Origin of the sequence: Streptomyces zinciresistens K42, assembly GCF_000225525.1 — a bacterium.
Taxonomy (GTDB): Bacteria; Actinomycetota; Actinomycetes; order Streptomycetales; family Streptomycetaceae; genus Streptomyces; species Streptomyces zinciresistens.
On sequence record NZ_AGBF01000007.1, the window covers coordinates 37,515 to 51,863 of the forward strand.

Here is a 14,349-nt window from a genome sequence, read left to right on the forward strand (position 1 = left end):
TACTCGCTTTGCACGGAAGGCAGGTTCCGGCATCGTGCCACCGCCCGATCGATCGGAGTTTGCATGAACCGCCGGATAATATCCGCGAGCCGTGTGGGTGCGGCTCTGCTGATGGCCGCCGGACTCGCCCTTGCCGCAGCGCCCACTGCCGTCGCGGACGGCGACAGCGAGTTCAACGAAAAAGAGTTCCTCGCCATGACCATCGACCATCACTTTGGCGGCGTCCACATGGCCGAGATGTGTGTGCAGAAGACGACGCGGGCGGATCTCATGGGCCTCTGCTCGGAGATCAAGCACACGCAGTCCAAGGAGATCGCCGCGATGCGTTCGTGGCTGAAGGCCTGGTACAGCACCGATGAGACACCGAGCGTGCCGCACGAGAGCATGCCGATGATGCACGAACTTGAGGGTCTGTCGGGTCGGGCCTTCGACGTGAAACTCTCCCGCCACTTCGCCCAGCATCACCGCGAGTTCCTGCCCGAGGCGGACAAGTGCCGCAAGCACGCCAAGCACAGCGAGTTGCGCGACTTGTGCGACACGATGCACAAGACCCAGACGGAGGAGATCGGCAAGTTCGAGGCGGTCATCGCCGGTAAGCCGATCACCGTCGACACCGGCAACGGTGGCCTGGCGACCGCCGGCTCGCAAGGCGACGGCACCGGCGGAGCCGGGTGGCTGGCCGCCGGTGGTGCCGCCGCGGCACTGGGCACCGCCGCCCTGGGCCGGCGCCTGCGCCGCCAGTGACCGGCGGGCGCGCCGGGGCACACCCTGTGGGCGCTGGCCACACTGTCGCTCTGGGTTGCCGCATTGGCGGCCGCCAGCGTCCCGGCGCGCCCTGCCGTCACCGCTGGGGCGGCATCGCTCTTGCCGATGCCGCCCCAGCGGTCTACAGCCAACACGACCTCGGCGGCGGGCCGGGTGCCGGTACGCCTGGCTCTGCCCCGGGTGGGTCTGGATGCGGCGGTGGTGCCTGTCACGGCAGGGGCCGATCGGCGCCTGGCCGTGCCCGATGACGGCAAGGCGGCCGGCTGGTGGAAGGACACCGCCCCGCCGGCAGCCGACAGGGCAGCACCGTCATCGCCGGGCACCTCGACACCCCACGAGGGGCCGCCATCTTCGCACCCCTGACCCGGGTCAAGCCGGGTGACCGGGTCACGGTCACCACCGCGGCCGCCAGAGTGGGCTACCGGGTTCGGGCGGTCACCGTGCGCCGCGGCGCCGCACTGTCGGGCGAGTTCATCACCACTATCGGGCCGCCCCGGCTGGTGCTGGTCACCTGCACCGGGCCCTACCGCCAAGGCAGCGGCTACCGCGACCGCCTCTACGTCGACGCCACCCCGGCCCCGCCGATTGGCAAGCGGAAGCCTTCTGAGGGTCAAGCCCCCTTTCCGAAGACAAGCACCTCCGTGGAGGCGACGCCCATCGGCGCCAGGAAACTGGCCTCCAGGCTGCAGCCGAGAGTCGCGAAGAGGTCCACGCATGTCCGGCGAGGCATGGCGGCTGGGTAGGAGCCGTGCCCCGCGCCTCCCTGCGTGGCCCAGGCGCTGACCGTGGCCGGGTCCAGGCAGGTCTCTGTCATCACGTCGAAGACGATCCGACCACCGGGTCGTGTGACACGTGCCATCTCGAAGAAGTAGCGGGATGCGCAGAGGAAGGTCACGGTGTTGAAGACCTTGTGGGCCTGAACGAGGTCGATGCTGCCGCCGGGTGTGGGGGCGAGACTGCATCCTGCAGTCGGTTGGGCGACCACGCTGAATGTGTCCACCAGGTAGTCGGCCCAGGGCGCTGCCGTCTCGTAGATCTCGTAGCGGTCCGGTGAACACTCCTTCAGCGTCTTCTCCAGGTACCGTCCGGACCCGGGACCGATCTCCAGCACCGTGTTCGGGTTGGCAGCGAAGACGCCGAGAGCGCGTAGTTCATCGATGGTGGACTGGGTGGCGCCAGGCGTCCCGTTCATGACCTCGTCGATGTAGTCACCGACCGACACACCGGCCGCCCGTGCAGCCCGCACCGTTGCCTCGAACGGGATGAAGTCGTCGACGCCACCCAGGTTGTTGGTACTGCGCACGATGTCGAATCCAGCACGCCCCAAGAGCCGCTTGACCCCCGACTTCAATACTGACGTTCTCCTGCCTGCTGCCCTCATCAGGCATCCCCCCCCAGGTCATGTCCACCCTCGGTGTCAGCAGGCGCCCGACCGCCGGGCGCACCTCTTTTGCACCGCGCCCCCGGGCTCCCAATCACCCGTCGAGGAAGCGCCACCCTACTAAATTACTTAGCACTTCGGGCTACTGTTTCCCCATGACCGATCCGCGCGCCCGGGGGCTGCTCTCAGCGCCGTGCCAGATACCTCTGCATGGCACGGTGCAGGGTCTTGTTGACGGCGCCCTCGAGTGGCAGCTCCCATTCACCGAGCGTCTCGACGACCTGGCCTCCCGTGCCGAGCTTCCAGCGCATCAGGCCGAAAGACCGCTCCTGGGGATCGAGTACGTCGGGAACGCCCCGCATGTCGTACACCTGGGCGCCCAGCGTGTGCGCGTCGCGGAGCATCCGCCACTGCAGGGCGTTGCTCGGCCGCACCTCGCGGCGGTGGTCCGCGGACGCCCCCGTCTGGTACCAGGCCCGGCGCCCCGCCACGATCAGCGTGTGCGCGGCGAGCACCTCCCCGTCGTGCCACGCCAGGTACAGCCGCATGCGGCCAGGTGCCTCCGCGTTGAGCTCCCGGTACTGGCGCTGGAAGTACTCCAGCGAGCGTCCGAGCCGGAAACCGTCGCGCCGCTCGGTGAGCTGCAGCAGCCGGTAGAACTCCGGCAGATAGTCGGCTGTCCCGACGCAGGGCTCGACATCGGCCTTCGTCGCCTTCTTTATGTTGCGCCGCCACTCCTGGTTCAGCCCCGCCCACAGGTCGTCGAGGCCGCGGCCGGCGAGCGGCACCTCGACGAGGTAGCGGGGCTGCGCGTCGCCGGAGTTCCCCTCCTCGCCGCAGCGCTGCCATCCGGCCGCCCGCAGCCGGTCCGCGACGGCGGCGCCGACCGGGTCGACGAGGTCCGGCAGCACGTCGCCGACGCGGCGACCGGGACCGACCGCCTCCTTGAGGGCCGCGGCGTTCCAGCGGCGGTACGGCAGCGGCGGCCCCATCCGTACCGCGAAGGCGCCGGCCGACCGGAGATGGTCCAGCAGCGGCTGAAGCAGCTGCGGCAGCCGCGGGTCCGCCCAGTCCACCACCGGCCCTTCCGGCAGGTAGGCGAAGTGCCGGCGGGTTCCTGGCAGTGGCCGGTACAGCACCTGGGCCGCGCCGCACTGGCGTCCCGAGTCGTCGAACCATCCGAGCTGTTCAGCTTTCCAGCCGGTCTTCACCGCGGCCCAGGACGGGTACTGCAGGAAGCTCGCCTGTCCGGGGAGAGAGTCCAGATATCCCCGGTGCTGTTCGGCGGTCGTGGTGAGCACCTCGTAGCTGCGGGTGTGTGTGGCTTCGGACATCTGCGCCTCTGTCACGGCCATGTGGCGGGTCTCCTCGATCTGTTCCGTACTCCTCCGCCGGGAGGGCGGCGGGACAGACCCGCCTGTCTCTTGCACGCGTGGCGGCCCCAGCGTGTGGCGGGGAATTCCACCGAGCTGCTCAAGCGGCGGGGAGGACACGCGGCGTGACGGCTCAGGAGCAGGCGGAAGCCGCCACCGATCCGGTTCCGAAGTCCCGTGCGACGCCCCGGTTGCGCGGCGGGGCCGTGATGATGCTGGGCTCCCTGGCGTCACGGGCCACCGGGTTCGTCCGCGGCGCGGTCGTGGTCGCCGCACTGGGCACGGCGCTGCTCGGCGACGCCTACAACGTCGCCAACACGGTGCCGAACATCGTCTACATCCTGCTGATCGGCGGAGCGCTCAACTCGGTGTTCGTGCCGGAGCTGGTGCGCGCCGCCAAGGAGCACGCGGACGGCGGGGCCGCGTACACCGCCCAGCTCCTTACGCTCTGCCTGACCGCCCTGACCGCGATCACCACCGCAGCCGTTCTGGCCGCGCCGTGGATCGTCTCCGCGTACACCGACTACACGGGCCCCCAGCGCGACCTCACCGTCGCCCTCGCCCGCTACTGCCTGCCGCAGATCCTCTTCTACGGCGTGTTCACCGTGCTCGGCCAGGTCCTCAACGCCCGCGACCGGTTCGGGGCGATGATGTGGACTCCGGTGCTCAACAACGTCACCGTGATCGCGGTGTTCGGGCTCTACCTGGTGATCGCCCGTACCGCGAGCACGGCGGGCGAGGTCACGGACGGCCAGTTGCTCCTGCTCGGCCTGGGCAGCACGGCGGGCATCGCCGTCCAGGCGCTGGCACTGCTGCCGTCGCTGCGGGCGGCCGGGTTCAGGTGGCAGCCGCGGTTCGACTGGCGCGGCTCGGGCCTCGGGCGGCCGGTGCGGGCCGCCGCCTGGACCCTTCTGCTGGTCCTGGTGAACCAGGTCGCGTACTGGGTGGTGACCCGGCTGTCCACGTCCGCCGGGGTGCGGGCCGTCGCCGAGGGCGTCACGGAGGGCGTCGGTTACACCGCGTACAGCAGCGCCTATCAGCTGTGGGTGGTACCGCAGGGCATCATCACCGTCTCCCTGGTCACCGCACTGCTGCCCCGGATGAGCCGGGCCGCCACCGACGGCGACCTGGCGCAGGTGAGCGCCGGCCTCGCCCGGACCCTGCGTACGACAGCAGTGGCGATCGTGCCCGCCGTGTTCCTCTTCCTGACGCTTGCGCCTCAACTCGCCGGGCTCGCCTACCAGTACGGGCAGGTGAGCGACGCCGATGCCCGAGCGATCGGCTGGGTGCTGGCGGCGTTCGCACCCGGGCTGGCGGCCTTCTCCGCGCAGTACGTGCTCTCGCGCGGCTTCTACGCGCTCGGCGACACCCGTACGCCGTTCCTGCTGACCCTGGTCATCGCCGGCGTCAACGCGGGGCTGTCCGTGGCCTCGTACGTCCTGCTGCCCGCGCGCTGGGCGGTCACCGGCATCGCGGCCGCGTACGCGATCGCCTGTACGGCGGGCCTGTGCTGCACCGCGCTGGTCCTGCGCCGCAGGCTGGGCCATTCCCTGGAACGGGCGCTCGGCACCCACCTTCGCCTCGGCGTCGCCTGCCTGCCGGGCGCCGCCCTGGCGTACGCGGCAAGCGGCTGGTTCACGGAGCAACTGGGCGGCGGCCTCGCCGGAGACGCCTCCGGCCTGGTGGCCGGCGCCGCCGTCATCGGCCTGTCGGTCGTGGTGTTGGCGAGCCCGCTGCGCATCCCCGAGGTCGGTGAGCTCGTTGCGCCACTGACTCGCCGTTTCGGACCGCGTGGCCGTCGCAGGAGGGGGCGATGACGGACAGCCAGGATCAGGCATCGGACGCCCGCGGGGACTTCGAGCGCTTCTACGCCGAGAGCGTCAAGCGGCTCGTCACCGTCGTGTACGCCGTGACAGGCGACCTCGGTGAGGCGGAGGACGCGGTCCAGGAGGCGTACGCCAGGGCCTGGCCGCGGTGGGAGCAACTCGTCGAACAAGGGGATCCGACGCCGTGGGTGCGGACGGTCGCCCTGCGTCTGGCGGTCAGCACCTGGCGTCGGGCCCGCAACCGGCTCCGCGCCCACTTCCGGCACGGTCCACCGCCCGACCTGCCCGGCCTCGCACCCGACCACGTGGCCCTGGTCGCCGCGCTGCGGCACCTCAGCCCCGAACAGCGGCGCGCGGTGGTGCTGCATCACCTCCTGGACCTCCCGGTGGAGGAGGTCGCCCGCGAGACCGGGTCGACGAGCACGGCGGTACGCTCGCGACTCATGCGGGCCCGCCGCGTTCTCAGCAGCCAGCTCACCGACTCGCCGGAAACCTCGACGGCACGAACAGGTCGTACACCGACCGCCGCACAGCCCCGGCAGGAGGTCCTCCCCCATGAGTGACGAAACCCGCCGTCCCCCGCAGGACGACCTCGGCCCGCTGCTCCACAGCTTCGCCGACGAGGCCGAGCCCCTGATCACCGTCGGCGGAGGTGTCGCGGACGTGCACGAGCGGGTGCGCCACCACCGGACGCGTCGTCGGCTGGCGGTCACCACGACGGGCTGCGCCGCCTTGCTCTCGCTCGGTCTGTGGGGCCTGCCACCTCTGCTCGGCGGCGCGCCCGCCGACCGCCCCGAGCGGACCAGCCCCGGTCTCGTCTCGGCCGCCTCGATCCTGCCGTCACCGGACAGCGATGGCGGCCTCCCCCGCACGGATCTGCCGTCTCCCTCAGCCCTGCCCTGGGACGCCAGTCATGGCTGGCGCACTACAACCACAGGCGACGGCGCCACCACGCCGCTGCCCACCGGCGGGCCGGGCGACTGCGCACTGCGGTGGTTCGACGGGACCGGCGCCGAGGACCAGATCGCCCGTACCTACAGGGGGGACGGCGGCGCGACGGCACAGCACCGCATCGCGTCGTACGCGGACAACTCCGCCGCCCGGCACGCCGTCGGACAGCTGGCCGAAGCCCTCCACGGGTGCGGCTGGCACGAGATCCGAAGTCCCGGCGACCAGGACCACGGCTCGACGGCTCCGCTGCTCTACGAGTACGTCCTGGCCAACGGGGCGGGAGCCCCGCTGCGCGTCACGCTGGTCCAGTCCGACCACCGGGTCGCCGTGCTCGTACTCGCCACCCCGCAGGTCGCCGATCACGCACACGCCGACCCACGGACCGAGCGCTGCCTGGAGCAGACCGTGAACTCCGCGCTGCCGCACGCCCCTTCACCATCGGCCACGAGGCATTGCTGACCATGGCCCCAGGGCATGTGGGGCGTCACATCCTGGGGCCGTGTCCACCGAGCGCGAGAGCCGGCACCAACTCGTCGGCGAACTGACCGGGGCGGGTCACATGGCCGAAGTGCCCGCCCGGCAGCTCGATCACGTCCCGGCCGAGCCTGCGCCCCGGTGCGACGCTTCCTCGTGAGCGGGACAGCCGCCTGATTCCCGCCGTCGCGCATCACCGGGCGCGCCTGCGGCGGTGGTGGGCGACGAAGCCGCCCATCCCGATGACCTTCACCAGGACGACCGCCACGACGACGGCTCCGGCGCCCCAGCCCAGCCACTGCGACGCCGCCAGCACGGAGCCGCCCAGCACCAGATGTGCGACGCCCATCAGCGCCACGACTCCGACAACCGCCCTCACGGTCCACCGGCGGGTCATGCCGCCCGCATGACCGTGGTGCTCCTTCGCGTGCGGGGCGTCCGCCTGGTCGCCTGTGCCGGGGAGAGCGCCGGATACTTCGGGCTGTCGCCATGCCACCGTCAGGTTGTCGCGCCTGCCGATCTTCTCGACGCGTGCGGCGATGAGATCCCGCATCCGTTGCAGCTTCTCCTCGTTGGCGGCCTCGACATGCAGCACGAGTGCGTCCGGGGTGGCCTGCAGGGTCCACCGGCCCAGGCTCGTGCGGACGGTCCCGTCGGTGTCGGACCATTCGACGTGATGCACTGCGGGGTGCCTGCGCGTGTCAGCGCCGCCGTGAGCGTCCTGGCGATAGTGGGGGTGGCGTCCCATCTGCTGGGCGTGCCGGCAGAGCTGGTCGAGGTAGCGGCTCGCGCGTTCGGTCTCGACGCGGGCTTCCGCGGTCAGCATCGCGTTCCTTTCCGGCCGCTCACCGGTTCAGATCCTGGTGAGGGCGACGAGCCAGGCCCGGATGCCGTCCGGGTCGGTGGTGATGTCGATCGTGCTGGGTTCGACGGAGTCGATCCGCCATCCGTCGGCGAACGATGCCTCGACGTCAGATCGCGTGAGCTTGTGCACCCGTCCCCACTCGCCGGGCTGCCGGTCGCTGAAGCACAGCATGAAGTAACGGCCGCCCGGCGAGATCACGGCCCGCAGGCTGTCGACGTAGGCGGCGCGGACGTCACGGTCGAAGATGTGGAAGAGGCCGCAGTCGAGCACGGTGTCGAAGGTTTCCCGCAGCTCGGCCAGGGTCAGGGCGTCCCAGTGGAGGAACCGCGCCGTGCGGCCCCGTTCACGAGCCTTCTCCTCGGCAGCGTGCAGGGCCCGGGAGGCGAGGTCGACACCCGTGGCGTCCAGGCCGAGCCCGGCACACATGAGCACGTGCTCGCCGGTCCCGCAACCGACGTCCAACACCCGGCCCCGGATGGCACCCGCCTCGGCGAGAGCGAGGAATGCCGGCTGCGGCCTGCCGATGTCCCAGGGCGGCGGTTCGGCGTAGAGGTCGTCCGGCTCCGGCGGCTCCCCGGAGTCAGTGTGGAGGTGGTGGGGGTAGCGGAGTGAGTCGGCCATGCCGGAGTCCTTCCCGTCGCGTCCGGCGGTCCGGATCGCCGTCCGGACCTCATGACAGGACCAGCTTTATCGAGACACTCTGTCTATGTCAATTCACAATGTCTCTATAGTGGCGCGCCGTATGACTCCAAGAGCGCCGAACCCGGGGCACCCGGCGACAGGGCCGCATCGAGCGGGCGGCATCGGGGTCGAGAGTGCGGCCTCGTCCGGACTCGCTCTGATCACGCCGTGCTCACGGACCGGACGGCCACAGCCCTGCCGCGAGCCCGTACGCGGGCTCCGCAGCTGCCCCGTCTCGTGTGGCTCGCAATGCTGTTGTTCGGCCCGCTGTTCGCGCACGGACTGTACGGGGAGAGTGCCACCGGGCACCTCGCAGCGGGCGTCACCGCATCGCTTCCCGCACATGACGCGGAGTCCTCCGCCGATCAGGAGCACCGCCAGCACGAGGACGGCGAGTCCGAGGACTCCGCGCACAACAAAGGGTCCCGGTAGTTCTCGCGGAAAAAACAACGCTAAGCAGTGCGGGAGCCCCTGATCTGGGCTGATCTAGGGGAAACGGCGTGGTGGCCATGAGGGGATCGGTAGCGTCGCCGTCATGTTGAGTGCCGACGAGCCGCCGCTGAACGACCTGGGTGACGAGCAGATCCAAAAGCTCCTGGGCGAGATCGCTCCGAAGGTGAAGGAGCTGATGGAGGGGGTCACGCTCGCGATCGACTACTACAAGGAGGGCGGCTACGATCGCGAGACGTGGAATCGGCTCTGTGACGGGCTTGCGCACGAGGCGATGAACTTGATGATGGCGTTGTCCGCCCCGGCGCATCCGTATCTGGTCCGGGACTGCGAGCGGGCCGTGCGGGAGGCGGCGGGCATCACGCCGCGCGAGGGTGGAATGCGTGAGGCGCTTCAGCAGCAGGTGGCCAAGGGGCTGCTGATGTCCGTGCTCACCGTTGGCCGACAGACGATGGTCGAGCCCGAGGAGTGGCCGGATGAGCTGCCGGCCGCGGTGCTCGGCGCGGTACGCAGCTCGAAGCAGATCAAGGCCGACCCGACCATGGCGAACCTGCGCGATTGAGCCCCACCCTCAGCGCGGGCACCGCGGAGTAGCGCAACCCCCGTCCTGCTGACGCCAGTTCGGGGGTTTGCGTCTGCCTGCACCGTCCGGCCGGGTACCGGTGGTGCTCGTCTGTGCTGATGCGAGTGGGGTGGGAGGGTCCGATGGCCACGCGGGTGTTCTCGGATGAGGAGTTGGAGGGCTTACGGTCCTTTCCAGCGATCGGGCGGGACGAGCTGATCCGCTATTTCACCCTCCCCCCGGCCGACGAGGCGTTCCTGCGGAAGTTCCGCCGGTCCCAGAACGTGCTCGGCGCCGCCGTGCAGCTGTCTACCCTGCCCTGGCTGGGCTTCGTCCCCGACGACGTGCCCGCCGTGCCACCCGCGGCGGTCGGCCGCCTGGCCTGCCAGCTGGAGCTCGCTGCCGGTGATCTGGCGGGCTACGGCGAGCGGGAGCAGACCCGTACCGACCACCTGAAAGAGATCGCCGAGTATCTGGGCTGGAAGCAGCCGAAAGCCATCGAGCACAAAGAGCTCGACGAATTCCTGCTGGCCCGCGCCACGGAGCACGACTCCCCGAGTCTGCTGTTCCGCCTGGGCTGTGAGTACCTGCGCTCGGCGAAGGTGATCCGGCCCGGTGTGGTCGTGCTGCTGGAAAAGGTCGCCAGTGCCCGCACCGCTGCCGAGCAGGAAACCCACGCCCGGGTGGCGCACTTGCTGACTGGCGAGCGAGCCCGCGGTCTGGACAACCTGCTGGTCGTCGATCCGGCCCTGCGGTCCTCGCGGCTGCACTGGCTGGGCACCGGGCCGGTGCAGGCGTCGCCCACCAGCGTGGGCGGCAAGGTGGAGAAGCTGTTGTTCCTGCGCGGCCTGGACGCGCACACCCTCAACCTGTCCGCGCTGCCCGCCGAACGGCGCCGCCACCTCGCCCAGATCGGCAGGCGCCTCACCGCGCAGGCCCTGGAGCGCAGGGAGGCAAACCGGCGCCACCCGATCCTGCTCACGCTGCTGGCCCAGTCCGCCGTCGACGTCCTGGACTCCGTCGTGCAGCTCTTCGACCAGACCCTGTCGAGTTCGGAGTCGAGGGCGCGGATCAAGCTGCGCGACGAACTCGCCGAGCGGGCCAAGCTGTCGGAGGACCGGCTCACCCTGCTGGACGAGATCCTGCCCGTGCTCGCCGATGCCGGTATCCCGGACGAGGCGGTGGGGACGCTGCTGCGCGGCAAGATCGGCATGTCCCGGCTGATAGCCGCCAACGCCGGGGGCACCGTGCGGCTCCCGCTCGACCACGGGCACCTGCGCCTCCCTTCTTGGCCGACGGGAGGCGTGCCAACTGTGGGAGTCCGCGATCGCCGTTTCCGCCCCCGCCCCGGACATGCCGCGCCGACAGTGCGGTGCGCCGGGCGGCCTTGATTCCTCTGCGCGTGGTGTCGAACTGCCTGTCAAGAACGTGCGCGTCGCGCACGTCACCTGCGTGACTGAGCGAAGGAGGGTGCCGTGCGTGGGCCCGGCACCCTCTTACTTCGAGCGGGCTGGGGTTGCCCGATGGGAGTTGCTTCTTCTGCTTCTCAGTTACTGCTGCGGCAGTTGAGTTGGGCGTCGATCTGTGCGGCGGTTCTGGCACCGTCGCGGGTCCAGTACTGCCCGGGCTTCAACTTCGCTGCGGATACCGTGCGCAGTGTGAAGACATCATCCAGTCCGCCACCTGACGGGTCCACGTACCCCACAACGAGATTGCGGGGTATGGCGGACTGGGCCAGTTCTGGGGCATGGCGCTCAAATCCTTCGCCGGACCACAGCTTGACGACCCCGCTCCTGGCTGCTGCCGTCGTGGGGTTCGAGGCACACCACAGCACCTTCGGGTTCGCGCTCTTGTCGTCGTCGGCGTCCGTGACCTCCACGCGACGGATCACGTCGGTGGGGCAAAGGGCCATCTTCACGACGATCGACTTCCCGTCGACGCGTGCACCGAAGGCCGCGGGCACCGGGTCGGACAGGCGGTAGACGAAGTACATCCAGGCACCGACGGCCGCGAGAACGGCCAGGACACTGACCGACCCGACCACTACGAAGGGCCATACGGGTCGCCTTCGGGACTGGGTCAACGGATGCATTGGAGATACCGCCCGTTCCTGTATCCAGCGCGGCGCTCCCAAATGTTTCTACATGGGTTGATTCCCGCTCTGAGGTACATGGGGCCGAATCCCCATCCGTACCGCATCCACTGCCGCTTGTGTACGCGTTCGTGTCGCATCCTGCGCGGAGTGACAAAGCTGTTGTTCGAGGTGAAGTAGGTGGTGCCGAGGGTGGTTCCGCCGCGGGCGTGGAGGCCGTAGCCTCCGGTGCAGGCACGCATACCGTAGCGGTACCGGCATCGGTAGCCCAGGTAGCGGCTGCCGACGTACGCCATGCCGACCCCGACGATCCGCGCTTGCTGGCGGTTCCTCCACCGCACGTACTTGCCGTAGCCGCGGCTTGCGTAGTGCCAGGCGAGCCTGGCTCCCACGCTGAAGCGGGGCTTCCACCATCTGCCGTCGAGGTCGTAGCGGTTGATCGGGTCGCCGCCGCAGTACTCGTAGGCGTTCGCTGAGCCGCCGGGCACGGGGTCGACGGACAGGAAGCGTCCGGTGGTCGGGTCGCACAGGCGCACGCCCATGAGGGTGGCACCGGTGACCGTTTCGCTGGAACGCTGCTTGCCGCCGAGCCAGCCGTAGCGGGTGGCAGTGGCGTCGCCCTCCGGGTTGCCGTACTCGTCGTAGGCGAGCGCGGTCGGCGCCTGGGAGGTGTCCAGCGGCAGCTGCACCGTCACGTCGCCGTGGATGTCCGTCAACTGCAGGACGGTGTCGCCCGTGGCGCTGGTGACGGTGCCGAGATCCCCGCTGATGTCCTGGACGTTGCGGGTGAGGGTGGTGCTGGTCTCCTGGGTCCAGTCGGGGCTGTCGCCGTCGGCGCCGTAGTGGTTGGTCTTGGCCCCGGTCTGGGTCCAGGTGCCGTCGGTGCCCTGGGTTTCGGTGGTCCAGAGGCGAGGCGGCCGGCCGCGTCCAGGCTCCAGGTCTGCCGCTTGTCGTTGTTGGTCTGCTGGCGGACGAGGTCGCCTGCGTAGTAGCCGATCGTCGCGCCGGACGCCTGGGTGGTGGTGCGGCCGAAGGAGTCGTAGACGGTGCCGCTGGTGACCAGCCGGTCGGCGCTGTCGTAGGAGGACGACGTGGTGGTGGCGCCGGTGGAGGTGCAGGCTGCGCCGACGTCGCTGGTGGCGACGGCGAGGGCGGTGCGGTTGGTGTTGTTGTCGAAGGTGTAGTCGCGGCGGGTGCAGGCGCCGTCCGGGTCGGTGTCGTCCGCCTCCGTGAGGCGTCCGGCCGCGTCGTAGCTGTAGCGGGTGCGGCTCTGGCCTGCCGTGTTCGCGCCGGTCACGACCTGGCCGTGGACGGAGTGGTCGACGGTGTCGGAGGCGACGACGGTGCCGTCGCTGTCCTTGGTGTAGACCCGGGAGGTCTCTGTGCCGGCCTCGTCCTGCGTGACGGTGAGGGTGTAGCCGCCGGGAAGGGACTCGGTGGCCAACTCGCCGTCCGCGTCATAGCTCGCCGTGAAGGTGCCGGCGACCGAGTCGGTGCGGGAGGTTTCCAGGCCGCGCGGGTCCTTGGTGGTGTCGTAGGTGTAGGTGGTGGTGGACGGGGCGGAGTCGGTGGTCTTCACCGGCCGCCCGAGCGCGTCATAGGCGTTGGTGGCGGTGTTGCCCGCGCCGTCGTTGTAGGGGATCTCCCTGCCGAGTTGATCGTAGGTGTGGGTGATGGTCTGCCCGTTCGAGGCGACCGTGGCCACGTCACCGCTGTCCGCGTCGTACGTGGTCGTGCTGTCCGGCACCGCCGTGCCGACCCCGCCGCTGACCGAGGTCGTCTTGATGCGGCCCGCAGCGTCGTAGGTGTTGGTGGTGGTCCGGGTGACCGAGTTCGCGGTCTCCATCAACTTGGCGGTGTTGCCCCACCGGTCGTATTCGACGGTCTTGGTGGGCAGTTCGGTGGGGTTGGAGCCGCCGCCGGTGATGCTGCCCGCCGGGCCGGTGGAGCAGACCATGTCGGCCCATTCGGGGCGGCCGTACTTCGGGCGGGCCAGCGTGCTGCTGCCGGAGGTCACCTTCTCCGACACCACCTTGGTGGTGGCATTGTCGGCCGGCACATAGGTGCTGGAGACCTGCCAGGTCGTGGCCGCCGAATCCACCTTCGCGAACGTGGTCGTGGTGCCCCCGTCGTCCTTCAGCGTGAAGGAGCCGGTCAGCGCCCCGGTCAGGGTGACGTCCTCCGAACCGGGCTCGGGCTTCCAGCCTCCGGAGGAGGTGGCAGTGAACCCGGTCTCGGCGCCGTCCACATCGACCAGCGCCACCGAGGTCGCCGAGGTCTTGCGGACATACGCCCAGTCCGAGTCGGTGATCTCCGCCGTGGTGCCGGAGGTCCACTGCGGTCCGAAGATCGCCGCTTGGCCTTCGCTGTCCGCCCCCGCAGTCGGGCGGCGGGAGGACGCAGTGCGCGACACGGACAGGCCGAAGCCGGAGACATCGGTCGCGGAGAGGGTGAAGTCGCCGGTCAGCATGTTCACCGAGCCGGGGCCCACCTCCTCGCTCGGGGCGGCGCGGCGTTTCGGTCCACGGTGATCGTGTGCGGCTGCGAGTAGGCGGTGGTGGTGCCGTCCGTGAAGGCCGCCCGGATGTCGACCGGACCATCCTCGGTGAGCGAGGTCGTCACGTTCCAGGTGAGCGCGGCGGGGCTGCCACCGGCGACCGCGAGCGGCCAGGAGGCGACGGCCGAGCCGTCGGAGGACTTGGTGACGTCCGCGACCGGCACATCGTGCCAGGAGTCCGTCTCACCGCGTCCGACATCGAGCCGGACATCGTCATGTCGCCGCCGTTGTCGCCACCCATGTCCATGCCGCCCATGCCGCCGCCGCACGCGCCCCTGAGGAGCACGGCTCCGGCAGAGACACCGGCGAGGACAAGGAGACGACGAGTCTTACGCGATCGAAGGGAAAGGTATGTCATGAGTGTTCTCACCT

At 70.1% G+C, this 14,349-nt stretch carries 13 protein-coding genes and 2 pseudogenes; 8 read left to right on the forward strand and 7 right to left on the reverse strand.

What is annotated here, in order from left to right; translation table 11 throughout:
- Positions 1-63: 63 nt before the first annotated feature.
- Entirely contained in the window at positions 64-744 is a 681-nt protein-coding gene (locus tag SZN_RS37540; protein ID WP_078508434.1) for a DUF305 domain-containing protein, read from the forward strand.
- A gap of 287 nt (positions 745-1,031) precedes the next feature.
- A pseudogene (locus tag SZN_RS43425) lies at positions 1,032-1,328 on the forward strand (class F sortase); the annotation flags it as partial.
- 47 nt (positions 1,329-1,375) lie between these two features.
- On the opposite strand, the gene SZN_RS04425 reads toward SZN_RS43425, so the two are convergent.
- On the reverse strand, positions 1,376-2,146 hold the full coding sequence (locus tag SZN_RS04425) for a methyltransferase domain-containing protein (protein ID WP_043728145.1): 771 nt from the start codon (positions 2,144-2,146) through the stop codon (positions 1,376-1,378).
- A gap of 185 nt (positions 2,147-2,331) precedes the next feature.
- Complete coding sequence (locus SZN_RS04430) at positions 2,332-3,480, reverse strand: lipid II:glycine glycyltransferase FemX (RefSeq protein WP_043728212.1); 1,149 nt, start codon at positions 3,478-3,480, stop codon at positions 2,332-2,334.
- A gap of 164 nt (positions 3,481-3,644) precedes the next feature.
- Here SZN_RS04430 and murJ point away from each other — a divergent pair, with 164 nt between their 5' ends.
- Genes murJ through SZN_RS43120 form a run of 4 tightly spaced genes read left to right on the forward strand, consistent with a single transcriptional unit; the run spans position 3,645 to position 6,930 of the window.
- A complete protein-coding gene (gene murJ, locus SZN_RS04435; protein ID WP_007491794.1) occupies positions 3,645-5,336 on the forward strand; it encodes a murein biosynthesis integral membrane protein MurJ in 1,692 nt (563 codons plus the stop codon).
- Positions 5,333-5,908 carry a SigE family RNA polymerase sigma factor gene (locus SZN_RS04440; protein ID WP_007491795.1) on the forward strand — a complete coding sequence of 192 codons (576 nt, stop codon included), beginning with the start codon at positions 5,333-5,335 and terminating at the stop codon, positions 5,906-5,908. Before murJ ends, SZN_RS04440 begins: the two co-directional genes overlap by 4 nt.
- Entirely contained in the window at positions 5,901-6,755 is an 855-nt protein-coding gene (locus SZN_RS04445) for a hypothetical protein (protein ID WP_007491797.1), read from the forward strand. Before SZN_RS04440 ends, SZN_RS04445 begins: the two co-directional genes overlap by 8 nt.
- A gap of 40 nt (positions 6,756-6,795) precedes the next feature.
- Positions 6,796-6,930 (forward strand): hypothetical protein, encoded by a 135-nt coding sequence (locus SZN_RS43120; RefSeq protein WP_279627006.1) that lies wholly within the window; start codon positions 6,796-6,798, stop codon positions 6,928-6,930.
- 33 nt (positions 6,931-6,963) lie between these two features.
- Here SZN_RS43120 and SZN_RS37545 read toward each other — a convergent pair whose 3' ends face one another.
- Together SZN_RS37545 and SZN_RS04455 are read right to left on the reverse strand one after the other, a co-directional pair.
- Entirely contained in the window at positions 6,964-7,596 is a 633-nt protein-coding gene (locus SZN_RS37545) for a DUF2218 domain-containing protein (protein WP_007491799.1), read from the reverse strand.
- 27 nt (positions 7,597-7,623) lie between these two features.
- Positions 7,624-8,256: a class I SAM-dependent methyltransferase gene (locus SZN_RS04455; protein WP_007491800.1), complete on the reverse strand. Its 633-nt coding sequence runs from the start codon at positions 8,254-8,256 to the stop codon at positions 7,624-7,626.
- Positions 8,257-8,851: 595 nt separating this feature from the next.
- Between SZN_RS04455 and SZN_RS04465 the strand changes: the two genes are divergently transcribed.
- Entirely contained in the window at positions 8,852-9,328 is a 477-nt protein-coding gene (locus SZN_RS04465; RefSeq protein ID WP_007491802.1) for a hypothetical protein, read from the forward strand.
- A gap of 143 nt (positions 9,329-9,471) precedes the next feature.
- Complete coding sequence (locus SZN_RS04470) at positions 9,472-10,719, forward strand: DUF4158 domain-containing protein (protein ID WP_007491803.1); 1,248 nt, start codon at positions 9,472-9,474, stop codon at positions 10,717-10,719.
- A gap of 155 nt (positions 10,720-10,874) precedes the next feature.
- Here the strand turns inward: SZN_RS04470 and SZN_RS04475 are convergent, their stop codons facing one another.
- The 3 genes and pseudogenes from SZN_RS04475 to SZN_RS43330 all read right to left on the reverse strand — a co-directional run bounded on the left by SZN_RS04475 (position 10,875) and on the right by SZN_RS43330 (position 14,141).
- A complete protein-coding gene (locus tag SZN_RS04475) occupies positions 10,875-11,321 on the reverse strand; it encodes a hypothetical protein (protein WP_244313287.1) in 447 nt (148 codons plus the stop codon).
- 503 nt (positions 11,322-11,824) lie between these two features.
- Positions 11,825-13,896, reverse strand: a pseudogene (locus SZN_RS04485) (RHS repeat-associated core domain-containing protein); the annotation flags it as partial.
- Positions 13,893-14,141 carry a hypothetical protein gene (locus tag SZN_RS43330; RefSeq protein ID WP_007491807.1) on the reverse strand — a complete coding sequence of 83 codons (249 nt, stop codon included), beginning with the start codon at positions 14,139-14,141 and terminating at the stop codon, positions 13,893-13,895. The gene SZN_RS43330 and the pseudogene SZN_RS04485, both read right to left, overlap by 4 nt.
- Positions 14,142-14,349 lie beyond the last annotated feature (208 nt).